This is a genomic window from Enterococcus wangshanyuanii (assembly GCF_002197645.1).
Lineage (GTDB): Bacteria > Bacillota > Bacilli > Lactobacillales > Enterococcaceae > Enterococcus_L > Enterococcus_L wangshanyuanii.
The window spans coordinates 3,384,476-3,403,758 of record NZ_CP021874.1 but is presented as its reverse complement, the minus strand read 5'-3'; the positions used below and the strand labels follow the sequence as shown (position 1 = coordinate 3,403,758).

Below are 19,283 nucleotides of genomic sequence, written 5' to 3'. Positions count from 1 at the left end.
ATTATTTTGTTGTAAAATTGTATTCCATTCTTTGGAATTTGCTATCCGAAATCTTAACACCAGCTGTTCCGTGTTCTGGTAGATCAGCTATCCTTAGCTCGCCACCTGTACAGATAATAACTTTTTTGTCTATGTCATTCATGGCCAACTGTTTTAGCTGGTCCATGGTAATTTCTTTTGTTGACTTCATGCTGCCGAATCCTTTTGCTTTCTTATATTTGGAATTACATGGATATCTACAATATCCTCATCTAATAATCTGTACCGTTCCCAAGCTTGTTGCTTACATATTGTTACAGCTGAATGTTTGCCCTTAGATTCTATCATCATCGGTGTCGACCGTAGCTGATCACCCTGATCATAAAATGTTAAAATTACTATAAAATATTTCATTCGTCTTCCTCCTCTATTCCTAAATATTCTTTTATTTCTGAAATAATATCATCTCGTTCATAATGCTCTTGCTCTAAAATTGTTTTGATATCATCTTGCGTAATTCCTTTGTTTAGTGTGTTGCTCTCTACTGCATCAGCAATCCATTTAGGATGAGTCCCAGCTTTAGAATAAGTTGATTGTGGTAATAGTTCTAATAGTGCTTCATATCTTTGCTCAAGATCAATCGCCATTCCAAGACAAAAAATAAACTCTTTATCATCTTTTCGCTTTTCATATAGGTCAGGCCGTTCTTCTTTCATCATTTGAAGACAGATGGCAAACCATTCTTCCTCTGTAAAACGGCTTCTTGTGACTAAAGGACCATATACAATTTCTTTCCCGTCGACTATAACTTTTACCATTTCTCTTCCTCCTTAAATATTTCAGCATCAACCATCGTCCCACATTCAGGACATTCCAAAATATCAGATTGCCAATTCATCATCTCTTCACCGCAATTTGGACAGAACACTGAATCATTCATCAAATTCTTCCTCCTGCTCTTCTTTCATGCCCCAATGTATACAATTCGCGCTTACGAATCTTGAAACTGATTGAGTTCTAATTCGTCCATCTTCTAGGAATTGTACTTCTAGTTTTTCAATACCCCATTCCTTTTGGAACGCTTCGCTCGGTTGAAGGAAATTCGAACCATCAAACAGAAGATATTTATCAATTTTCGCCTTTTCTTCATCCAGCAACTTTTGCATATTACGAGCTAAATCAGAACGATCATTGATTGCTATCAGATGGTTGAACTTCCCTAAACTGATATCACCATCCTCATTTTCAAAGACTTCATAGACCGCAATCGTTGCTGACTCCTCTTCAAATTGTTGTTTGCCTCTAGATATCATATCCAAAGCAGAATTACTGAATTCTTCTAACATTGCTTTGGTTGGAGTTTCAGCATCGACAATTATTGTTTCTGTTCTTTTTTCTTCATTTCCAATTTCATTTACTATGGCCCATTTCATATTGAGTCCACCTTCCTTTTATTTTTTTGTTTAGCGTATTGAAATATACTGAGAGATGCAGCACCTGAATCAACAGCATCAATTAATCGATTACATGAATATAGTCCATAACTCTCATTACCAAATCCACTTCGTTTAATAATGTATCTTGCCAATTCATCATCGCTTAGGTATTTTCCCGCCGTCTCCTCTTCAATACTCATCTTTATTTCAAATGATCCACCATCTTTGTATAAAACTGTAACTTTATATTTATTTTTTCTTGGTCTAGCCATCCTCACCCCTCCAAATATTCCTGTATTTCTTGAAACCATTCGATCAATGCATTAACGCTTGATTTCCCGCCTTCTGTTTTCGGAAAATAGAAAGCAAAAACTGGTTCAGATTTTTGCATTGATAATCGTTCTATTTGTTCTTGTGCGCTGGCTTTTGCAAATGGTTCTTTACCAGCTTTAGTATCGACAATAATTAAAGAGTAATCATCTTTACTTTCGCTGATAAGCGGTAATAAATTACCTTTCCCCGTTTCGATAAACTTATTATCACGCCTTACCTTTTGATGATAGAAAGTATTTTGTCTTTTCCATTCAAATTCCATTTTCTCTGTCATAGCGTTTCCTCCTTATCTAGAATTCTCTGCAGCATAACTCAATTCATCTGTAAAAAGTTCATCCGGATCTTCATCTGGATATTCTTTCACCATTTGATCAAGTTGCTCCTCTGAATAGCCAGCATGTAGCAATTTTTCTCTAGGTGATAATTTGTTCCATTTTTCTTGAGATAGTTTCTTCTTTTCCAAATCCTCAGACTTAACGAAAACACCATCCACTGTTTTACCAGTGCGCCCCTTAATCACATCATAGGCACAGGTTAAGCACTCGTATAAATCCATATCATTTTGCTGAGCCAAAATAATTAAAGTAACTACTGTATCACCAATAGCATCTCGCAATAAATCCTGATCATTACGAGCAATAGCAGCTGCCACTTCTCCGACCTCTTCCGTCACCTTCAACATTTGTTTACTAGAATCTGCTTGATCTAATCTTTTGTTTTTTGACCACTCTTCTACTAATTCGATTAATTTATCCATTTTTATTGATCTCCCTTTTTCTTCTTTAAAAGAAGTTTATTTGTGTTCCATTAATTCGATCATCTGCCAATTCGATATAATCAGGATTTAACTCAATGCCAATATAATTTCTGCGATGCTTAATTGCAGCAACTCCAGTAGTTCCACTGCCAAAGAATGGATCAAGAACTATTCCACCTTCTGGACATCCTGCTAAGAGGCAAGGTTCAATAAGCTCAATTGGATAAGTAGCAAAGTGAGCACCTGAGTATGGCTTTGCTGCTACCTTCCAAACATCACGCTTATTCCGTTTATCGCGGACTGCCCTGAAATTATCTTCTCCATGTTTACCACCGAATGAACCTTTCTCTTTGCTCTCTCTCATTCTCGATTGATTAGGACCGAACGTGCCTTCGCTTCCTCTTATTGGAGCATGTTCTTTATAAACTGATTCTTCTTTGATTGCTTCATAATCGTAAAAATACTTTTCTGATTTAGAAAGAAGAAAAATATACTCATGGCACTTTGTTGGTCGATCAACGACTGATTCAGGTATCACATTAGGTTTGTGCCAAATAATATCCGATCTTAAATACCATCCATCTTGCTGCAACGCTAAAGCAACACGCCATGGCATTCCCATTAAATCTTTTGGTTTATACACTGGATGATCTTTGCCCCCAGCTCTCAATGAATGCTTTCCATTTTTTGATCCTATTTGAGTCCAATCTTGACCATTTTTGGATCGTTTAGACCAAAAGGAATCACCCAAGTTAAGCCACAGAGTTCCGGTATTCTTTAGCACTCGCTTTATCTCTCTAAACAGAGTGACTAAATTATTAATGTATAATTCAGGTGTTGCTTCTAGCCCCAATTGATCATCCATTCCATAATCACGTAATCCATAGTAAGGAGGACTAGTAATTACACAATCAATTGATTCATCCGGAAATGATTTCAGTATCTCGAGAGAATTCCCTTCGTAGATTTTATTTATCTCCATTACTCCTCAACTACTTTCATTCGTTTAAATGGAATCACTGTTAAATGTTTGCATCGATCAATAAGATGATCATCGCATTCTTGGGTCGTAATGATTTTAACAACCGCGCTTTTTTGATTGATATAAAGGACTTCGCCTAAAAATGGATACTTCCATGTTTCGCTTGTTTTGCTGATATCGCATTGATAAGTTTTACCAACCTCGATAACTCCCTTTTTTAAAGGTCTTGGTTTTATCGGCAAGATATGCAGCGCACCGCTTGCATAATTTGGTTCTTTTACAGACATTTGCTAGTCACCTCATTAATATTTTTTTATTGGAATCCAACGTTTTCCATCTTTCGAACGAGAAAATAGATTCTTGTTTTGTGTCATTTTCATTTCGAATCTTCCTTGTGGTCCCCATACATAAATACGCATTACTGTTTCGTTTCCTTCTTTGACCGGAAAACTTCCTTCAAAATGAAGAGCTTTTTCTTCGAAGAATTTCTCAGTCAGTTTCTCCACTTCAAACGCTGTTAGCAAAATCAAGACCTCCATATAATTTGTAGTCGTTGTAGTTATTAGGATTCGAATTAACGTAATTAAGAAATAAGATATGACCAGGAGTTTCAACAGCATAGGCTTTAAGTTCTTTTTCAGTCATAAATTTTCTTCCGTAAAATTCATCCATATTCTTCCAAATGATCCAAGGTACAAAAGCAACAGTTTTATTTACTTCCACACAGACACCAGCATAGGCACCTAACGAAAGATGGATGTCTAATTCATCAGCCTGATTCTTACTAACAACACTTTGACTAATCTGATCTTCATGTGTTGTTTTTGCTTCAAAGATGATTGATCGTCCTGTGTTTAATGTGCCAGCAAAATCGGGTTGCGCCTTTTCACTTCTACGAAACTGACCAACAAATTGACCTTTCGGAAGTTTCTTTTTAAAGCTAAATGGTTCAGGTGTTTTCCCTATTTTTGCTATTTGTTTCTTTTGATAATGAGAACATCCAGCAAGGATCATCTTTTCAAATCGTTTACCTCGCTCATTGTTCATCTTGCTTATTTCTGATTTTGAATATTTCTTTTCAGTCATCCCGCACGCTCCTTCTTCCACATTCTTAAATACATATGCTTCCCTTTTTTCTCATGATCTACAAATTGAATTGATGTAATGAAATAATTAGGATATTTCTTTTCAAGAATCTCATGGCCATAATCATTGGATAAGAACATTTTCTCAATTGCTCTTCGAGAGTATTTTGAATCATTTGGATGAAGCTTTTGCGGTCGTTCTAAATTCCGACTACAATTCCAAATCTTCTTCCCTTTTTTCCAGCGTTTACCTTTGGAAAAATACCCCGACAGCCTTTCAAGTCCAAAATCACCATTTGGTTGAACTCTCCTTGCGTAAACATACCCAAACATTTTTCGATTCTTCCCTCGTCCTCTACTCCAGCAATCTTCTAGGGTATCCCTGTCAACTCCCTTATTCATGACTAAATGGAAATGAACACGAGTCATATATTCTCCTTCATCATCAAGCTCATATTCCATGACCCATATATATTTCAATTCAATCTGCTTCTTTTTATATTGAGTTCTAACTTTCCTTAAAAAATTGCTTAAATCTTTTTTTGCTTCCTCAACTTTATCCGGTGTCGGCAATTCTCCATTGTCATAGGTCAGAGTAAAATAGTAATCACCTTTAAAGAAGTTGCCATTAATTGCTAGCCTCATCCATTTAAAACTACGAGTATCATTTACCAGTTGTTGACGAGGTCTAGTCATATTCTTTTTTCTTTTTCTTGATGTTCCGCTTAACTTGTTAACTACCTCTTCTGGCAAAGGAACAATATCCACTTCCATATAATTCCCTGCAGCATATTTATTTTCTCTGGTAATCATGATCCCACTCCTGAATGTTTTCACTTACGTCCTTAAGTTAGTAACTAGTACAAGTCCCATAAACGCCGTAAAAACAGCGTTATTTTGATAAACTTGCTCAAAAGTGGTATAATAAGTTGTTGAGAAATATTATTACTTTTTGGAGTCCGTTATCATTTATGGGCTTCTTTTTTGTTTTTACACTGAATTTTTGCAAAATAAAATCAGCATGGCACATGGACATACTGATTCTATTTAATTTTTAGCCAATAATCGTAATCTGACCACTGCCGACTTCATCTTTCAAAGCAGAAGTTAAATATTCTTTAATTTGATCAATTGCATGGTTTTTCCAAATACCACCATCAGCTTCGAACAAGGCACACTCCCCATGTTTATTGATACGGAAAATGAACTGCCCTTCGGGTTGATCAATTTCTAAGAATGTTCGATAAGGTTTTAGCGTTGCAGGACTCGGAACTTCCGCTTTCTGAATTGTCGCAGCACCTTGCTTTACAGAAACCTGTTGCGAAATTCCGTTATCATACAAGTCACCACCACCTTCGATTCGAATGCCACTAGCACATTTAAGAACTGCTTCTGCATCCTTTTCACGTTGAAACAGAGACTGAATATTGATGATGAATTGTTCTGAGTCCATAAAATAGCCGTAGTTAAATTTATCCATCCGCATTTTTGCTTCAACAAGACTTTCACGACAGCGATCAGAATTTAGCTTAGAATATGCGATCACACTAGTTGGACTTTCTACATGAAGCAAGATTTCTTCTTGAACAGCATCGGCTTCTTCATCAAATTTTGATTTAAGATAATTGATAAGGCCTGTAAGCGAATTGATCGTTAATGTTGCTGCATATTTAATTGGTTCAACTTCCTTTAAATCTGCTTTTGTACGATCATAAAATGTTTTTCCGTCAATTACGTGAACGACTTGTTGCCCTTGTGAAAGCTCTACCCCATACTGGATTGCATCTTTGATATTTTCTGACATGTTCTTTTCCTCCTAAAAATTAGTTTGCACTTTGGTTTCTAAAATCTATAACCTCACCAGATTTCTCTGATGTTGGTTCTGTTTCAGTTTGTTGCTGCTCTTTTTCTAATTCTTCAACTTCTTGACCTTTGTCAGTTTTTAGTTTTGAGTCGTTAGGATCGAAGAACATTTGACCACGTTCGCCGCTGTGCAACGGATTCGTGATTACATCTCCATCATTGTCAATACCAATGAGAACCTTACTATTTACTTTTTCTCGTGGTGCCAATGTTGATTTGACCTCTGATGCAAAATACAACTGATCACGAAAGTCATCCGAAGCAACTTCAATAGTTATTGTGATCTTTCGTTTCTTTTTAATATCAGTATTTGGATCCATTACATTTTCAGCAACTTTTTTTAACTCGTAGTCAAAGCGTTCCTGTAAGCCACCTTCTGAAATTTCAGAAAGCAACACTTGATTATCAATTCCTCGCATTGTCATTTCTCTCCTTTGTGATATACTATTGTTAACAAAATTGATTTATATAAACTACATGGGCTGCAACCTATGTAGTTATTTTTTTATTTGTTGAACCATGCATCCGCCACAGGATCAAGTTTGAATTCATTTGCATCAACACAATACTTGACTCCTTTTTTCTCAAAAACACGACCATTTACTAAAGCAACTAATGGTTCCACATTCCCTCCGCAAACAGTATTCAAAAAATAGAAAGCATCAATTGAATATGTTCCCAAAGTCGGACTAACGACAACAATATTTTTGATTTCATCCATATATGATTGACCTCCCTTCTAGCTAAACAACTCATTTACCATCGAGCCACTACCCACTGATCCTTTCTTAGTGAATCATTCGAATAATCCCGTATTGCTTCATCTGTCCCACAAGCAGAACAAATATAAATACCTTCTTCATGTCTTGATAATGAATTTCTCGCCGGTGTTTTATCCAAAGTAGAAATACCGCAACGTGGACATAGTGTTGGTTTCTTTTCCCCTAAATATTTTTCGTTATACGATTTTACGTCCATCTACATAAACCCCTTTTCTATTATTTTCTTCGGCCTTTTTAAACAGACTACCTGGTGTAACATTGAATTCATCCGCTATTTTCTGAACTATTTCATAAGACGGAGAATACTTGTCAGCTTCTATAGATCTGATCATTGCCGGTGATACATTCACTCTTTCTGCTAACTCCTCTACAGACATTTTTCTATTCTGTCTATATTGTGGAATCATACAAACCGTCGTGATTTTTGATCGCTGTTTTCTTCGGTTCAAATCTTTAGCATATGTTATAAAAGCTAGCGATATGCCGTAGGTTGCAACAAGCAATCCGTAGATCAAAACAATTGCTGGTGGCACTCGTAATCCTAATAGCATACCTACTCCGAAAATACAGGCGACTCCGCCAACTAAGTTGGCTTTTTTTGATAGTAGCTTCATTTAGTCATCTCCCTTATTTATCATTTTCGGACGTGGTAAATCAGTGATCTGCATGAATTCAACACGGTTATCTATTTCTTTTTTGATTTTGTTTTTAACTGATTCTCCGACGTCATATTTTTTCATTTCGTTTAGAGCGTAGTTTCTAAATTCAAGAATACTTCCGCCTTCGAAAGTATCACTTAGGCTATCCACGATTTCAGGGACAAGTCTTGCTTCGATTTGTTCGATCATGCTCAAATTGAATCCGCTGATATCCATCATTAGTTTTATTTCCATTTAGTCATCCTCGCTTAGTTTGTATTCTTCGAATAGTTCGTTTAATGCATCATTTTTCGATTTATCCGAATCTGTTTTATTTGTGATCATTTCTTCGATTTTGTTTTGAACAGCGATTTCCAACATCCGTTCTACTTCGCCTGTCGCACTTTCCCATAAGCGATCGATTGTAATGAACTTTTTGAATTGAGCGGCACTGTCTGAAATTTGAGCAGCTTTTTTCATGCGGTCCTCAGCTTGTTCAACAGCGTAGCGATCAATCGTTCCTAATACAGAAAGTTTGTCTAGTTTTTCGTTTAAATCTACCGCTTTTATAGTTCCTGTTGAAATGCGATCAGCTTCGAAAACACGAGTCGCACTAGCAAATCCTACGGGTGTTACCCGCTTCCCATCAACAAGCAATTGAATTTTCGGTTCTTTTACTTCTGATAGTCTAGGACTATCAAAAGATATGCTAAATGGTTGCTCACTTTCCTCTAAAAGTTTATTTGTTTTCTTTTGTTCGTCTAAAATTCTCATTAACATATGATTCAAATACACTGTCTTCCCTCCGTTGATTGTTTTATAAATATTGTTAAAAATTTCTTGCTTTGATATACTTTCCTTATCAGTGAGTGGTCCACTGAAAAAAATGAACCGAGGTGAAAAAATGGATAATGTAAACTTGAGTACTTTTCCAGCTAACAAACATGAAGCTCTCACGATGTTGTTTCTTCAAAATCAAGACATCTCAAATCTCACTCCTGAAGAACTAGTGAACAAATACAAAGAAGTTTACAAAGAGATCAAATCTACGTTTAGTACAGGAACATCTCAAAGAATTGGATATTAAATAGCTTCAAAAATCCTAACCATCGCTAAAGAAAGTTCAATTTTTTCTTCAGTGGTGGTTCCTTCTTCTCTTGATGTTTTATACAGGTATGCTAACTGGTTAGCCATGATCTCTGACGCTGAATATTCCTTTCCTTCCTCAAGCATCTCACCTTGTTGTTTTACAGTTTCCTCTAATTTATTCATTCCTTTTCCTCCTAAATTTTGTATTTTGCCATCAATTCGTCGATGTCGTGTTTGTCATATCTTAGAAATCCATCTATCCTGATTTCTTTCAATCCATGGGCTATAAGATTCTCAAAACCCTTAGTATTCACTCCACCAACGTATTTCATTGCTTCGTTCTTTTTGAGGTATCGAACATGTGCAACGTTCGATTGGCTGATTGAATCTACCGCATCTCTTACAATTTGCACAATCGCAACTCTTAATGATTCTAGAAATGTTTTGCTAAATAGGTCCATTAGGTCTTGCCTCCTTACGCTATCTTCTCTCGTTTTGCTTCATTCTTTTCAACTTCATCTTTCCTTCGAACAGTCGCTTTGATTTCTACCCCGCTATCGCGGGACATGATTCTAGCAACTGTATCGAAAAGGGCTTGAACATTTTCTTGGCTCATTTGTGCACCCATTACATTTCCTCCTTATGCAGATTGTTTTGTTATCGAATACGAAACTTCCGGATTTAAAAAAAAGGTGTCCGAACTAACCTTAAGATATAAACAAATATCTCTAACTTCACTCAAGCTAAATTCCACCCTGCCGTTCAAACGGCTATTCAACGCAGCTCGATCCATTCCAATTGCATCCGCAAGTTCTCCTTGAGTCATCTTCTTTTCCGCTTTTATATAAAGCTTCAATTTGGGAAATCCTGTATTTTTCTTCATGTAAACCTCTCCTTTTAATTAAGTTTCGTTAACGATACACCGATAATAACTCTTGTTTTTTATTTTGTCAACACAAAAGTTTCGATTCCGATTATTTTGTTGCTAATTCGATACTTTTATGTTACATTATTTTCGGAGGTGAGCCAATGAGTAGTTTTGGAGAAAGGATTAAACAAGCGAGAATCTCGAATAAGATGTCACAGGAAGATTTAGCGGAAAAAGTCAATACCTTGCATGATGCCAAGTTAAATAAGGGTATGATTTCTAAATGGGAAAACAATAGAGAGGAACCTCGACTAACAAATATTCAATATCTTTCAGAAGCTCTACAGGTTTCTATGGACTTCATTTTAGGTATAGAGCCGTCTCAAAATGCAATTTCACCTGAGTCTATTTACGGGTATAGAGACATGGATGTTGAGGTTTTACAAATTTACCATTCATTGCCTAACGAGGGGAAAGATCGATGGATAAGAGCGGGGTATGACCTCCAAACTGAATACTATAGAAAATCAGGTTCTAAACAGAATTTGGATACAATTGATCTTATTAACTCTTTAGTAGAAACTGATGATTTAGTTGTAAAAGAACTTGCTAGAATTTCAAAATGGTTATATGAGCAGACCGGTAGTTTAAGTTCACGAGATAGAGAGCTCTTAGAGGATTCTTTACTACTTATTGAATCTGATAAAACGAAAACTGCAGAGTTTATTAATCTCAAAAGAAAAATTTATGAATATATTCTACCGCTCCCGTATTTCGTAACGGCCAGCGAAAAGCATGCTCATACCATTGAAGACATTTCGAAGCAGTTTAACTTAAGTAAAGAGTTTGTAATTGATGCAATCCTATATTACGTTACTTCGCGCGGTTCTATTGTAGAAAGTAAATCACATATCATTGATTTTAACGATATTCCTTTAGAGTATGATGACATTAATCAAGTGTCTAAAGCCAAAGTCGTTGTCATTGATTCGGAAGAAAAAACTGTTCCAAATAAGAAAGGTTTTTTTAAAAAATAAAAACACTCTATAGTTATAGAGCGTTAGATAAAAACTATCAATCAATTTTAGCGTCCGGATCAAAGACTATTTCTAGTTCCTGGTTCAAAACCTCGGAAATAAGCATCATGAGACCGTAACTCGGCTCATAACGATATGTTTCTATGGCGTTAATCGTTTCATGTGATAAGTTATATGTCTTTCCAAATTTTTTTACAGCAAGTTTTTCAACACTTATTGCTAATTCCTTTTGGGACATGTTTATCCGCATTCGATATTGTTCAACATTATTTGGATGTGGATATTTCCTTAATAATTTTTGAATTATGCTAAATTTTTTCTTATCTGTTGCCATATGTATAACCTCATTCATTATGTATTTGTATGTTTTCGCATGAATTTAATGTTACCAAAAAACGCAAGTATTTTGAATGCTTTATCGCCTTTTCTCATTATTACGTCTGTTATCGAACAATAGTGATTGTTATGTTTATCTCTTCGTAAAGCAAACGTTTGTTCTTGATTGAATGTTTATTCAATTTATTCTAATAATTCTAGTTTTCCTCAATTGAATAGTATGATAGAATCAATATGTCTAAAATAATATTACACAGAGGGAGAAAATATGAAAAAGTCTTACTATGTTAAAAGCAAAAAAGTGAATGTTGTTATCGATGAAGACTCTATCACAATTTCTAGAAAAGGTTTCATAAATATGGCTAATCACGGTCTTAAAGGAGAGAAAACAATTCCTTATACAAGCATCACTGCAACGCAAATAAAAAAACCTGGATTCGCTACTGGTTATCTGCAGTTGGCGGTAAAAGGTGGCAATGAATCAAAAGGCGGAGTTCAAGCTGCTGTTTCTGACGAAAATACTATTTTATTCACTAGAAAAGATGAGTACGAGGTCATGTGTGAACTTAAAGAATTCATCGATACGAAGATACGCCTAGGGCAAGCGCCTCCTGTCGTTCAATCTATACAGTCTCCTGTCGAACAAGTTAAAGGTCTGAAAGAATTACTTGATATGGGAGTGATAAATCAACAAGAGTTTGACAAGAAAAAGAGAGAGCTGCTTGATTTGTAAATGTTTATTCAGTTGAAATTCTAATGATCAATATGCTATACTGTTCTTGCGACAATGAAAGAATTTCTACATTCATCACAAAACCCACTCTACGACGAATAGAGTGGGTTTATTTTTCGCTTGATGCGACAACAAGCGTGTGGGTTAGCGACAACCCGCTTTAGTTATCGCCTTTCTCATCTAACCAATGAGAAACTATTGTAGTCACTAAAGCTACGAATAAAGGCGCGATAACCAATGAAAGAATTTCATACACATTCATCACCCCGCTTTCGCGGCGAGTTGCCTTACCCAGTATATCAAAACGAAACACCCGAAACAAGATGACTTTATTCATTGCTTTTTGCATTGAATCATTTTATATACTGGTGATATAATTGGCATACTCAATAAACTAGAAACGGAGACTAAAAATGAAACGAGCTGCATTATATATACGAGTATCCACTGATCAACAAAAGCTTGGTGACAGTTTGCGTGAGCAAGCTGAAACTCTTCATGAATTTGTTAAATATCAAAAAGATATGATTGTCTATTCCGAGTATATAGACGATGGGATTTCGGGTCAAAAATTACAACGTGATGAATTCACTCGTCTGATATCCGATGTGAAAAGCGGAAAGATCGATATTATTCTTTTCACTAAACTTGATCGATGGTTTAGAAATTTGCGGCATTACCTAAACACCCAAGAAACACTAGAAAAATATAATGTATCTTGGAATGCTGTATCTCAACAGTATTATGATACCTCAACAGCATATGGTAGAACGTTTATCGCCCAAGTAATGAGTTTTGCAGAGTTAGAGGCGCAAATAGACAGCGAACGAATCAAAGCTGTTATGGATAATAAAATTAAAAATGGTGAGGTTGTCAGTGGCAAGGTTCCTTTTGGATACAGTATAGAGAATAAAAAACTCGTGATAAATGAAAAAGCTCCTTTGATCGTTGATATTTTTAATTACTACAATGATTCCGGAAGCTTAAGAAAAACTGTTCATTATATGGAAAATGAGCTTAATCTTTCTCGTGATTATCAAAGCGTTAAAAATATGCTCACAAATAAGAAATACATGGGTGTGCACCGTGGCAATGAAAATTTTTGCCCTCCGATTATTGATAAAGAATTATTTAATAGCGTCCAACTGAAGCTATCCAAAAATATTAAGAACAACAGCAAACATACTTATATTTTCACCGGTCTAATACGTTGTGGAGAATGTTCTAGAGCTTTTTCAGGTCAAGTCTTAAGAACCAACTATATAAAAAAAGATGGCAATAAATCAGTCTATACTAGAAAATGCTATCGTTGCCCAAAGCATAGAAACAGTTCTAAAGCTTGTTCTAACAAGCGTGTAGTATATGAACATACGACAGAAAACTATTTATTGGAGAACATTCAAAACGAAGTTGAACGTTACCTTGTAGATTATTCAAAAACAGAGAAAAAAATAAATAAAACTGTCGATATCGAAAAGAAAATAAATCAAAAATTAGAACGTCTAAAAAAAGCATATCTTAATGAAATCATCGAACTTGATGAATACAAAATTGATCGAGAAAAATTAATGGCGGAACTTAAAGAAGCAACCAAAGAACCTACACCCTCACCAAAAGATAACGTAATCATGTTAAAAAAAATAATGTCTGATAACTTTTCAAATATCTATTCAAATATGAATGAAGAGGATCGTAGAGCTATTTGGCGCTCTTTTATCAAAGATATCTTAGTGTTTCCCGATGGAAAAATCGAGATAAAATTCTTATGATTTTTATGTGGTTTAATTAATAGGTACCACTTGGATGATTATGTGCGAGAATCAAGCGTGCGGCAGAATACTTCACAGCACTACGAAAGATTTCCCTCGGATGAGCCACACTTTGATTCAATGATCCTTTAAAAACCGTTTCTTGTTTGATGACTTCATTCTTTGTATTCAAATATAAACAGACCAAATGCTCCTGCTGAAAATCTTGTAATTCATACATCAGATTTTGGGCGATCTGATAGCTAGATGAAACTTTTCCTAACTTCATTTGTGTACTCTGTTGGATACGGTAACCGAATTCAATGGCAGCTCTTAGCTCAATTGCCTTTATTCTGCCAATTCCTTTTATTTCCATCATTTCAGTGATCGTCGCATTTTTCAGCTCATAAAGATGATGAAAGTAATTCAAAAATTTTGATGCGACTTCCATGACATTAGTGCTTTTGGAACCTGTTCTTAATAAAATTGCTAATAGCTCTTGATTGGATAAGGCTTTTTCCCCTACAACCTCTAATCTTTCTCTTGGAAGGCAGTCTTCCGGCATCTCTCTAATAAACAGTTTTTCTTCTTTGATCAAAAAATCACTCCTTAATACGCTTCTCTCTATAAAATACGCAAAGGAGTGAAAAATCTATTTTTTTAAATAAGCAGGAACTTGGTTCAAGCTTTCAAAGATTTCAAGTGTTTTTTCTTTGATTTCTTCCGTTGGTGGCAAAAGATCTGGTACCATGATCACAGGTATTCCCGCTGCAACAGCTGCTGTTACACCATGGAATGAATCTTCAAAAATCAACGTATGTTCAGCTTCTGTTCCCAGAAAAGCTAAAGCTTTTTGGAAAATTTCCGGATCTGGTTTTGCCCGAGTCACATCTTCTGCGGAAACAATTCCTGAAAAACGTTCTTTGATTCCTGCTCCATCCAGTAAAAGCTCAATTGCCGGACGAACGTTACTTGATGCAACAATTCTTGGAATTTTTTGCTCATCAAGATAATCCAGCAATTCTATGACACCTTCTTTTAATGGTACTTCTCCAGATTCAAATACGTTGATCGTGTCAGCATAAGAACGCTCGATAAACTCAGCCACTCGTTCTTTACCAAAATCTTTATAGATTTCATGATAATTTGCCTGTACCTCTTCATCTGATACACCCAAAAATTTTAAATAAAGCTCTTTGCTGTACGGAAATTCCATTACATCTGCAATTTTTTGTGTTGATTGATAATAAATTAATTCTGTATCAAACAACAAACCATCCATATCAAAAATAATCCCATCTGTTTTTCTCATTATTTCCTCCTAAATCAAAAGCACCGCGGTCATCCTTACAAGATTTTCCTTGGGCTAAAATTATAAGTTTAGTAATAGCTCACGAACCTGAGAAACAAAATAAAGTGAACCTGTCACCAACATTACGTCATCCGAAGACATTTTTTCTAATATTTCACCTAAGCCAAACTGCCATAAAGAAACAATCTCAGTCTTAGTATCTTCAAGATGCTCCATTTTCGTCAAATCGATGGCTTTTGGATAATCAAAAGTCGTCAAATACAGATGAACGTTTGGCACTTTTTTTAGTATACTGACCATCTGATCGACATTTTTTGTAGAAAGAGCAGAAAAAAGAATATGGATCTCGCGACCAGAAAATTCTTTTTTCAGATTATCTGCTAAACGACGAATAGCATGATCATTATGAGCACCGTCTAAGATAATCAATGGCTCATCGCTGATTTTTTCCATACGGGCGGGCCATTGGGCCTTAGCAAGACCGTTATATACGTCTCGATCTCTAAAATTGATCTGGTATAACTGGCAATACAAATAGAACAATTCGATCGCAACTGCTGCATTCTCTATCTGATGACGTCCCAGTAACGGAATTTTTATATTTGGTAATTTTCCAGCGTCTCCATAAAAATGAAATGTTTCGCCCCAATTTTTATCTGGATGTAGATAGTCGGTCTTATAGTCTTGATTATAACGATAAATTCGGCTATGTTTTTTGTGAGCTTCTGTTTCGATGACAGCTAAGGCACTTTCTTCAATATTACCTGTAACGACTGGAATATTCTCTTTGATGATGCCCGCTTTTTGAAAAGCAATTTTTTCCAGTGTATCGCCTAAGATCTCAGTGTGATCTTTCCCTATCGTCGTGATTGCTGTCAAAATGGGTTTTACTATATTGGTGCTGTCTAATAATCCACCCAAGCCAACCTCGACAACTGCAATATCTACCTGTTTATCTAAAAAGTAATCCAACGCCATTACTGTCAATGTTTCGAATTCTGTAATCCCTGATACTGATGTGTCTTGATCCATTTCTTTGATCAGCGGCTGGTATTTCTCTACATAATGAATGATTTGATGATCGGGTATCCCTTGTCCGTTGATCGCTATCCGTTCGTTAAAATGTTCAATGTATGGAGAGGTAAACGTACCTACTTTTAAGCCTAGCTCTTCCAACATACACCGTAAATACGTAACTGTCGAACCCTTCCCGTTCGTTCCAGCAATATGAATCGTAGGGACTTTCTCTTCCGGGTTTCCGACACGTGTCAATAAGGCTTCAACACGATCCAATCCTGGTCTTGATCCAAATGGCAGTCTACTGTGGACCCATTCGATTGCTTCTTCTATCGTTAGTGACATCATATCAACTCCTCAATCTCCATTATAGCGAAAGGCTGGATTCTTTTCACTAATTAATGTGTCTAATTCTGAAAACGGTCAAAATTGTCCAAAAACATGGACAAATTTTAAAAAAAGAGTAAAAAAATTGGGGACAACATCAAATCGTGGGCTGCTATGATAAAATAAACAGGACTATATGTATAAAGTGAGATGCAATATTTTGCCTCATTGTTATGTTTCATGCTAGACTTATTTGTTAGGTCTCATCCAGTCATTTTTTATTTCATAGCTTTGTTGCAGGTAGTTCGTTTGATTTTTTAGATTGATTGAACCTTTATCCTAAAACAGCGATAAATCATTAGTATAAAGGAGTAATATGAACCATGTCGAAAAGAAAAAAGAGTCTTTTATTAGGCGGGAGCTTTCTGCTTCCATTCTTACTGCTGATCATTCTTTGGTCTTGCTTAAGTCTGGCGCCTTTTGGAAATAATAATTTATTAGTCAGCGATTTAGGAACTCAATATATGCCTTTTTTAAGTGCTTTCAAGCAATTTTTCCAAGGAGATTCCTATTCTCTCTATTCATTTTCTGATGCTCTTGGCGGAACTATTTTACCGTTGACCGCCTATTATTTATTAAGTCCTTTCAATTTTTTAGTGTTGTTATTTCCTTATGATCAGCTGCCGATAGTGATTTTATTGATCATCACGTTGAAGATTTCGTTGATGGGAACTTCAATGTTCTATTATCTTAATAAAACATATTCACAAGCATCCACAGCTACCTTATTATTTTCAACTTCTTATAGTTTATGCGGCTTTGTAACTGTTTATAGTTTGAATTTCATGTGGCTGGACGCTCTGATCCTACTTCCACTTCTCGTATTAGGCATTCAGCAATTATGGGATAAGAAAAAATACTGGTTGTATGCCAGTGTGCTCTTTTTCTCCATTGTCACCAATTATTATATGGGCTATATGCTCTGTATTTTTGCTGTTTGTTACAGCCTTTATTGGTACTATCAAAAATCACTTGTCTCTGGAAAAAAATCTTTATGGCATTTTATCAAAGAAGGGCGCTTATTCTTTGTGACTTCTTTCTTTACAGGAATCAGTACCAGCTTCATTTTGATTCCGGCAGTGGAAGGAATGCTTCTAACGAATAAAACAAATTTTGAGTGGCAAACTTTTTTACCCAAGCCTAAATTCGGTCCCGATGTTCTTTCACAATTTGGTCTAGGTAATGTCAATTTTGATACACGCTTGGATCATTTACCAACCGTCTTCTCAGGCTTATTGATGGTGTTGCTTTTTATTGCTTATTTTCAACTTAATACGATATCTAAGAAAGAAAAGCTTGGAGCTGCAGCTTTAGTTGGGTTCATTTTTCTAAGCTTTTGGCTGGAACTGATCAATACGATTTGGCATATGTTCCAGAGTCCAGCTGGTTTTCCTTATCGAAATACGTTTATTTTCAGCTTTTTGATCATCAAGTTTGCCTATGAAGCCTTTCTGGAATTAAAAAAAGGAGAGAAATTAAGGATCATCGTTCCTAGTGTTTTTTCAGCTTTATTGATTATCGGATATATCTCTTTGAAGTTTTCAAATCACAGAGATTTTTTACTTGAAGATCACTACTATCTTTTTAGTTTGTTCGGCATTTGGATCATTTATGGATTGATTACATTCATTCAGCGAAATAATGGTAGAAAGAAAACAAGTGCATTTATTATAATGTTCCTAGTTGTCAGTTTTGAATTGAGTTTCAATTTTTGGATCAGCTTCAAGGATATTCCTTTTGGAAACCAGGAAACGTTTAGTAACACAGCAAAAATTCAAAACGAAATCATTTCAGATTTAGAAAATAAGCAGTCTGGTTTATCTCGTATCAAACAAACGATCAATTCTAAAGATGCTGGGTATCAAGAAAAAAATAACGGCTACAACAACCCACTTTTTTACGGCTATGCTGGTGTTTCAAGTTATACATCGACTTTAGAAGCTAAGACTCAAAAAACATTGCAGGAACTAGGACTCTATCAAAAAAATGATCGAAGAATCGCTTATGTCGATGAATCAAATGTGATTAACCTATTATTGAATGTTGGCTATCAAGTGACACCCGATAAAAAAACGAATCAAGAAGATATCTCCAGAGATCCTTCGACTCACGTTTATCAAAATGCTGAAGCGATCGGCATGGGCTTTCTAGTACCAAACGAATTTGACTCTATCAAACTTACCAAGAATCAACCGTTAAAAAATCAAGAAACAATTTTACAAAGTATCAGAAAAAAACAGTCTAATTACTTTCAATCTGCCGAAAAAACATTTTGGTCCGTTCAATCTGAGAATAATTATACGTTAACAGTAAAAACAACTGCTAATGGTGAATTATACCTTTATATTCCTGATATCAATTGGAAGAAAATCACCTCTTTCAAGGTAAATGGGAAAAAAATCGAACCCTCTATCTATATTGCAACGAATCAAATTTTCAATTTAGGCTATTATAAGAAAAATGAGATCGTACAATTACAATTAGAAACGGAAAAAACACTAAAAAAAGATACGATCGATCTAAAAACATTGTCTCAATCACAGTTTGACTCTTTAGTAGAACAACAAAAAGAACAAGCACTTCAGCTTACCAGACATACTTCTGGTGTATTAACTGGTACGATAACTGTAGAAAAAGGTGATTCATCATTACTTTATCTGTCCATTCCTTATGACAAAGATTGGAAAATAACAGTTGACGGAAAAAAAGTGGACAGTCATCGTATCTTAGGTAATTTCACTGGAATAGAACTACCATCAGGTACACACAAAATCAGTATGCGTTATTATCAGAAGAATTTGATCATAGGTACTTTCATTAGCATTTCTGTACTTTTAGGCGTATTCTTTTATCAACTGTTCAAAAGAATTTCAAAGAAAAAATCAGCTTGAGTAAGAGAGG

Annotated in this window: 32 protein-coding genes and 1 pseudogene; 4 read left to right on the top strand and 29 right to left on the bottom strand. The window is 35.5% G+C overall.

What is annotated here, in order from left to right; translation table 11 throughout:
* Position 1 precedes the first annotated feature (1 nt).
* The 24 genes and pseudogenes from CC204_RS16920 to CC204_RS16810 form a co-directional block, all read right to left on the bottom strand.
* A complete protein-coding gene (locus CC204_RS16920) occupies positions 2-190 on the bottom strand; it encodes a hypothetical protein (RefSeq protein ID WP_088271251.1) in 189 nt (62 codons plus the stop codon).
* Positions 187-393 carry a hypothetical protein gene (locus tag CC204_RS16915; RefSeq protein ID WP_088271250.1) on the bottom strand — a complete coding sequence of 69 codons (207 nt, stop codon included), beginning with the start codon at positions 391-393 and terminating at the stop codon, positions 187-189. The genes CC204_RS16920 and CC204_RS16915 overlap by 4 nt, the downstream gene beginning before the upstream one ends.
* Entirely contained in the window at positions 390-797 is a 408-nt protein-coding gene (locus tag CC204_RS16910) for a hypothetical protein (protein ID WP_088271249.1), read from the bottom strand. The genes CC204_RS16915 and CC204_RS16910 overlap by 4 nt, the downstream gene beginning before the upstream one ends.
* Positions 791-919: a hypothetical protein gene (locus tag CC204_RS21715; RefSeq protein WP_257790118.1), complete on the bottom strand. Its 129-nt coding sequence runs from the start codon at positions 917-919 to the stop codon at positions 791-793. Before CC204_RS21715 ends, CC204_RS16910 begins: the two co-directional genes overlap by 7 nt.
* Positions 912-1,412 (bottom strand): hypothetical protein, encoded by a 501-nt coding sequence (locus tag CC204_RS16905; RefSeq protein WP_088271248.1) that lies wholly within the window; start codon positions 1,410-1,412, stop codon positions 912-914. The genes CC204_RS21715 and CC204_RS16905 overlap by 8 nt, the downstream gene beginning before the upstream one ends.
* Positions 1,409-1,687, bottom strand: a complete 279-nt coding sequence (locus CC204_RS16900; RefSeq protein ID WP_088271247.1) for a hypothetical protein — start codon at positions 1,685-1,687, stop codon at positions 1,409-1,411. The genes CC204_RS16905 and CC204_RS16900 overlap by 4 nt, the downstream gene beginning before the upstream one ends.
* A 2-nt stretch (positions 1,688-1,689) precedes the next feature.
* Entirely contained in the window at positions 1,690-2,022 is a 333-nt protein-coding gene (locus CC204_RS16895) for a hypothetical protein (protein ID WP_088271246.1), read from the bottom strand.
* Between the two features lie 180 nt (positions 2,023-2,202).
* A pseudogene (locus CC204_RS16890) lies at positions 2,203-2,505 on the bottom strand (MazG-like family protein); the annotation flags it as partial.
* Positions 2,506-2,530: 25 nt separating this feature from the next.
* On the bottom strand, positions 2,531-3,370 hold the full coding sequence (locus CC204_RS16885) for a site-specific DNA-methyltransferase (RefSeq protein WP_249044916.1): 840 nt from the start codon (positions 3,368-3,370) through the stop codon (positions 2,531-2,533).
* A 116-nt stretch (positions 3,371-3,486) separates the two neighbouring features.
* Positions 3,487-3,774 (bottom strand): hypothetical protein, encoded by a 288-nt coding sequence (locus tag CC204_RS16880; protein ID WP_088271243.1) that lies wholly within the window; start codon positions 3,772-3,774, stop codon positions 3,487-3,489.
* A gap of 15 nt (positions 3,775-3,789) precedes the next feature.
* A complete protein-coding gene (locus tag CC204_RS16875; RefSeq protein WP_088271242.1) occupies positions 3,790-4,011 on the bottom strand; it encodes a hypothetical protein in 222 nt (73 codons plus the stop codon).
* Entirely contained in the window at positions 3,995-4,573 is a 579-nt protein-coding gene (locus tag CC204_RS16870; RefSeq protein WP_227011187.1) for a Holliday junction resolvase RecU, read from the bottom strand. Before CC204_RS16870 ends, CC204_RS16875 begins: the two co-directional genes overlap by 17 nt.
* Complete coding sequence (locus tag CC204_RS16865; protein ID WP_088271241.1) at positions 4,570-5,385, bottom strand: rolling circle replication-associated protein; 816 nt, start codon at positions 5,383-5,385, stop codon at positions 4,570-4,572. The genes CC204_RS16870 and CC204_RS16865 overlap by 4 nt, the downstream gene beginning before the upstream one ends.
* A 241-nt stretch (positions 5,386-5,626) precedes the next feature.
* Positions 5,627-6,376, bottom strand: coding sequence for a hypothetical protein (locus CC204_RS16860; RefSeq protein WP_088271240.1), 750 nt, complete (start codon positions 6,374-6,376; stop codon positions 5,627-5,629).
* Positions 6,377-6,395: 19 nt separating this feature from the next.
* Positions 6,396-6,854 (bottom strand): hypothetical protein, encoded by a 459-nt coding sequence (locus tag CC204_RS16855; RefSeq protein WP_088271239.1) that lies wholly within the window; start codon positions 6,852-6,854, stop codon positions 6,396-6,398.
* 86 nt (positions 6,855-6,940) lie between these two features.
* Entirely contained in the window at positions 6,941-7,156 is a 216-nt protein-coding gene (locus CC204_RS16850; protein WP_088271238.1) for a hypothetical protein, read from the bottom strand.
* A 35-nt stretch (positions 7,157-7,191) separates the two neighbouring features.
* Entirely contained in the window at positions 7,192-7,413 is a 222-nt protein-coding gene (locus CC204_RS16845; protein ID WP_088271237.1) for a hypothetical protein, read from the bottom strand.
* Positions 7,394-7,831: a helix-turn-helix domain-containing protein gene (locus CC204_RS21570; RefSeq protein WP_088271236.1), complete on the bottom strand. Its 438-nt coding sequence runs from the start codon at positions 7,829-7,831 to the stop codon at positions 7,394-7,396. Before CC204_RS21570 ends, CC204_RS16845 begins: the two co-directional genes overlap by 20 nt.
* Entirely contained in the window at positions 7,832-8,110 is a 279-nt protein-coding gene (locus tag CC204_RS16835; protein ID WP_088271235.1) for a hypothetical protein, read from the bottom strand.
* Positions 8,111-8,650, bottom strand: a complete 540-nt coding sequence (locus tag CC204_RS16830; protein ID WP_088271234.1) for a hypothetical protein — start codon at positions 8,648-8,650, stop codon at positions 8,111-8,113.
* 288 nt (positions 8,651-8,938) lie between these two features.
* Positions 8,939-9,127, bottom strand: coding sequence for a hypothetical protein (locus tag CC204_RS16820; protein WP_088271232.1), 189 nt, complete (start codon positions 9,125-9,127; stop codon positions 8,939-8,941).
* 11 nt (positions 9,128-9,138) lie between these two features.
* Complete coding sequence (locus CC204_RS16815; RefSeq protein WP_088271231.1) at positions 9,139-9,405, bottom strand: hypothetical protein; 267 nt, start codon at positions 9,403-9,405, stop codon at positions 9,139-9,141.
* A gap of 14 nt (positions 9,406-9,419) precedes the next feature.
* Positions 9,420-9,572 (bottom strand): hypothetical protein, encoded by a 153-nt coding sequence (locus tag CC204_RS21220; protein WP_157894314.1) that lies wholly within the window; start codon positions 9,570-9,572, stop codon positions 9,420-9,422.
* A gap of 12 nt (positions 9,573-9,584) precedes the next feature.
* Positions 9,585-9,827 (bottom strand): helix-turn-helix transcriptional regulator, encoded by a 243-nt coding sequence (locus CC204_RS16810; protein ID WP_088271230.1) that lies wholly within the window; start codon positions 9,825-9,827, stop codon positions 9,585-9,587.
* 146 nt (positions 9,828-9,973) lie between these two features.
* On the opposite strand from CC204_RS16810, the gene CC204_RS16805 reads away from it, so the two are divergent.
* Positions 9,974-10,849, top strand: coding sequence for a helix-turn-helix domain-containing protein (locus tag CC204_RS16805; protein WP_088271229.1), 876 nt, complete (start codon positions 9,974-9,976; stop codon positions 10,847-10,849).
* Between the two features lie 37 nt (positions 10,850-10,886).
* On the opposite strand, the gene CC204_RS16800 is transcribed toward CC204_RS16805, so the two are convergent.
* Positions 10,887-11,183 carry a helix-turn-helix transcriptional regulator gene (locus CC204_RS16800; protein ID WP_088271228.1) on the bottom strand — a complete coding sequence of 99 codons (297 nt, stop codon included), beginning with the start codon at positions 11,181-11,183 and terminating at the stop codon, positions 10,887-10,889.
* Between the two features lie 270 nt (positions 11,184-11,453).
* Here CC204_RS16800 and CC204_RS16795 point away from each other — a divergent pair, with 270 nt between their 5' ends.
* Positions 11,454-11,918, top strand: coding sequence for a DUF4429 domain-containing protein (locus CC204_RS16795; RefSeq protein WP_088271227.1), 465 nt, complete (start codon positions 11,454-11,456; stop codon positions 11,916-11,918).
* A gap of 160 nt (positions 11,919-12,078) precedes the next feature.
* On the opposite strand, the gene CC204_RS21415 is transcribed toward CC204_RS16795, so the two are convergent.
* Positions 12,079-12,180 carry a type I toxin-antitoxin system Fst family toxin gene (locus CC204_RS21415; protein WP_188634491.1) on the bottom strand — a complete coding sequence of 34 codons (102 nt, stop codon included), beginning with the start codon at positions 12,178-12,180 and terminating at the stop codon, positions 12,079-12,081.
* Positions 12,181-12,331: 151 nt separating this feature from the next.
* Between CC204_RS21415 and CC204_RS16785 the strand changes: the two genes are divergently transcribed.
* Positions 12,332-13,687: a recombinase family protein gene (locus tag CC204_RS16785; protein WP_088271225.1), complete on the top strand. Its 1,356-nt coding sequence runs from the start codon at positions 12,332-12,334 to the stop codon at positions 13,685-13,687.
* Positions 13,688-13,703: 16 nt separating this feature from the next.
* Here CC204_RS16785 and radC read toward each other — a convergent pair whose 3' ends face one another.
* From radC to CC204_RS16770, 3 genes are all read right to left on the bottom strand, one after another.
* Entirely contained in the window at positions 13,704-14,231 is a 528-nt protein-coding gene (radC, locus tag CC204_RS16780; protein WP_120308920.1) for a RadC family protein, read from the bottom strand.
* A gap of 87 nt (positions 14,232-14,318) precedes the next feature.
* On the bottom strand, positions 14,319-14,978 hold the full coding sequence (locus tag CC204_RS16775; RefSeq protein WP_088271223.1) for an HAD family hydrolase: 660 nt from the start codon (positions 14,976-14,978) through the stop codon (positions 14,319-14,321).
* Between the two features lie 60 nt (positions 14,979-15,038).
* Positions 15,039-16,340, bottom strand: coding sequence for a bifunctional folylpolyglutamate synthase/dihydrofolate synthase (locus tag CC204_RS16770; RefSeq protein ID WP_088271222.1), 1,302 nt, complete (start codon positions 16,338-16,340; stop codon positions 15,039-15,041).
* A 365-nt stretch (positions 16,341-16,705) separates the two neighbouring features.
* On the opposite strand from CC204_RS16770, the gene CC204_RS16765 reads away from it, so the two are divergent.
* Positions 16,706-19,273, top strand: a complete 2,568-nt coding sequence (locus tag CC204_RS16765) for a YfhO family protein (protein ID WP_088271221.1) — start codon at positions 16,706-16,708, stop codon at positions 19,271-19,273.
* Positions 19,274-19,283: the final 10 nt, after the last annotated feature.

What these genes read in the sequence shown, in the direction of transcription:
- CC204_RS16815 (WP_088271231.1), bottom strand. Translation starts at nt 9,405, where the DNA reads ATGGACCTATTTAGCAAAACATTTCTAGAATCATTAAGAGTTGCGATT.
- CC204_RS16850 (WP_088271238.1), bottom strand. Translation starts at nt 7,156, where the DNA reads ATGGATGAAATCAAAAATATTGTTGTCGTTAGTCCGACTTTGGGAACA.
- CC204_RS21220 (WP_157894314.1), bottom strand. Translation starts at nt 9,572, where the DNA reads ATGGGTGCACAAATGAGCCAAGAAAATGTTCAAGCCCTTTTCGATACA.
- CC204_RS16900 (WP_088271247.1), bottom strand. Translation starts at nt 1,687, where the DNA reads ATGGCTAGACCAAGAAAAAATAAATATAAAGTTACAGTTTTATACAAA.
- CC204_RS21715 (WP_257790118.1), bottom strand. Translation starts at nt 919, where the DNA reads ATGAATGATTCAGTGTTCTGTCCAAATTGCGGTGAAGAGATGATGAAT.
- CC204_RS16895 (WP_088271246.1), bottom strand. Translation starts at nt 2,022, where the DNA reads ATGACAGAGAAAATGGAATTTGAATGGAAAAGACAAAATACTTTCTAT.
- CC204_RS16905 (WP_088271248.1), bottom strand. Translation starts at nt 1,412, where the DNA reads ATGAAATGGGCCATAGTAAATGAAATTGGAAATGAAGAAAAAAGAACA.
- CC204_RS16880 (WP_088271243.1), bottom strand. Translation starts at nt 3,774, where the DNA reads ATGTCTGTAAAAGAACCAAATTATGCAAGCGGTGCGCTGCATATCTTG.
- CC204_RS21570 (WP_088271236.1), bottom strand. Translation starts at nt 7,831, where the DNA reads ATGAAGCTACTATCAAAAAAAGCCAACTTAGTTGGCGGAGTCGCCTGT.
- CC204_RS16860 (WP_088271240.1), bottom strand. Translation starts at nt 6,376, where the DNA reads ATGTCAGAAAATATCAAAGATGCAATCCAGTATGGGGTAGAGCTTTCA.
- CC204_RS16800 (WP_088271228.1), bottom strand. Translation starts at nt 11,183, where the DNA reads ATGGCAACAGATAAGAAAAAATTTAGCATAATTCAAAAATTATTAAGG.
- CC204_RS16845 (WP_088271237.1), bottom strand. Translation starts at nt 7,413, where the DNA reads ATGGACGTAAAATCGTATAACGAAAAATATTTAGGGGAAAAGAAACCA.
- CC204_RS16920 (WP_088271251.1), bottom strand. Translation starts at nt 190, where the DNA reads ATGAAGTCAACAAAAGAAATTACCATGGACCAGCTAAAACAGTTGGCC.
- CC204_RS16835 (WP_088271235.1), bottom strand. Translation starts at nt 8,110, where the DNA reads ATGGAAATAAAACTAATGATGGATATCAGCGGATTCAATTTGAGCATG.
- CC204_RS16865 (WP_088271241.1), bottom strand. Translation starts at nt 5,385, where the DNA reads ATGATTACCAGAGAAAATAAATATGCTGCAGGGAATTATATGGAAGTG.
- radC (WP_120308920.1), bottom strand. Translation starts at nt 14,231, where the DNA reads ATGCCGGAAGACTGCCTTCCAAGAGAAAGATTAGAGGTTGTAGGGGAA.
- CC204_RS16885 (WP_249044916.1), bottom strand. Translation starts at nt 3,370, where the DNA reads ATGGATGATCAATTGGGGCTAGAAGCAACACCTGAATTATACATTAAT.
- CC204_RS21415 (WP_188634491.1), bottom strand. Translation starts at nt 12,180, where the DNA reads ATGAATGTGTATGAAATTCTTTCATTGGTTATCGCGCCTTTATTCGTA.
- CC204_RS16770 (WP_088271222.1), bottom strand. Translation starts at nt 16,340, where the DNA reads ATGTCACTAACGATAGAAGAAGCAATCGAATGGGTCCACAGTAGACTG.
- CC204_RS16775 (WP_088271223.1), bottom strand. Translation starts at nt 14,978, where the DNA reads ATGAGAAAAACAGATGGGATTATTTTTGATATGGATGGTTTGTTGTTT.
- CC204_RS16785 (WP_088271225.1), top strand. Translation starts at nt 12,332, where the DNA reads ATGAAACGAGCTGCATTATATATACGAGTATCCACTGATCAACAAAAG.
- CC204_RS16805 (WP_088271229.1), top strand. Translation starts at nt 9,974, where the DNA reads ATGAGTAGTTTTGGAGAAAGGATTAAACAAGCGAGAATCTCGAATAAG.
- CC204_RS16910 (WP_088271249.1), bottom strand. Translation starts at nt 797, where the DNA reads ATGGTAAAAGTTATAGTCGACGGGAAAGAAATTGTATATGGTCCTTTA.
- CC204_RS16795 (WP_088271227.1), top strand. Translation starts at nt 11,454, where the DNA reads ATGAAAAAGTCTTACTATGTTAAAAGCAAAAAAGTGAATGTTGTTATC.
- CC204_RS16915 (WP_088271250.1), bottom strand. Translation starts at nt 393, where the DNA reads ATGAAATATTTTATAGTAATTTTAACATTTTATGATCAGGGTGATCAG.
- CC204_RS16765 (WP_088271221.1), top strand. Translation starts at nt 16,706, where the DNA reads ATGTCGAAAAGAAAAAAGAGTCTTTTATTAGGCGGGAGCTTTCTGCTT.
- CC204_RS16870 (WP_227011187.1), bottom strand. Translation starts at nt 4,573, where the DNA reads ATGACTGAAAAGAAATATTCAAAATCAGAAATAAGCAAGATGAACAAT.
- CC204_RS16855 (WP_088271239.1), bottom strand. Translation starts at nt 6,854, where the DNA reads ATGCGAGGAATTGATAATCAAGTGTTGCTTTCTGAAATTTCAGAAGGT.
- CC204_RS16810 (WP_088271230.1), bottom strand. Translation starts at nt 9,827, where the DNA reads ATGAAGAAAAATACAGGATTTCCCAAATTGAAGCTTTATATAAAAGCG.
- CC204_RS16820 (WP_088271232.1), bottom strand. Translation starts at nt 9,127, where the DNA reads ATGAATAAATTAGAGGAAACTGTAAAACAACAAGGTGAGATGCTTGAG.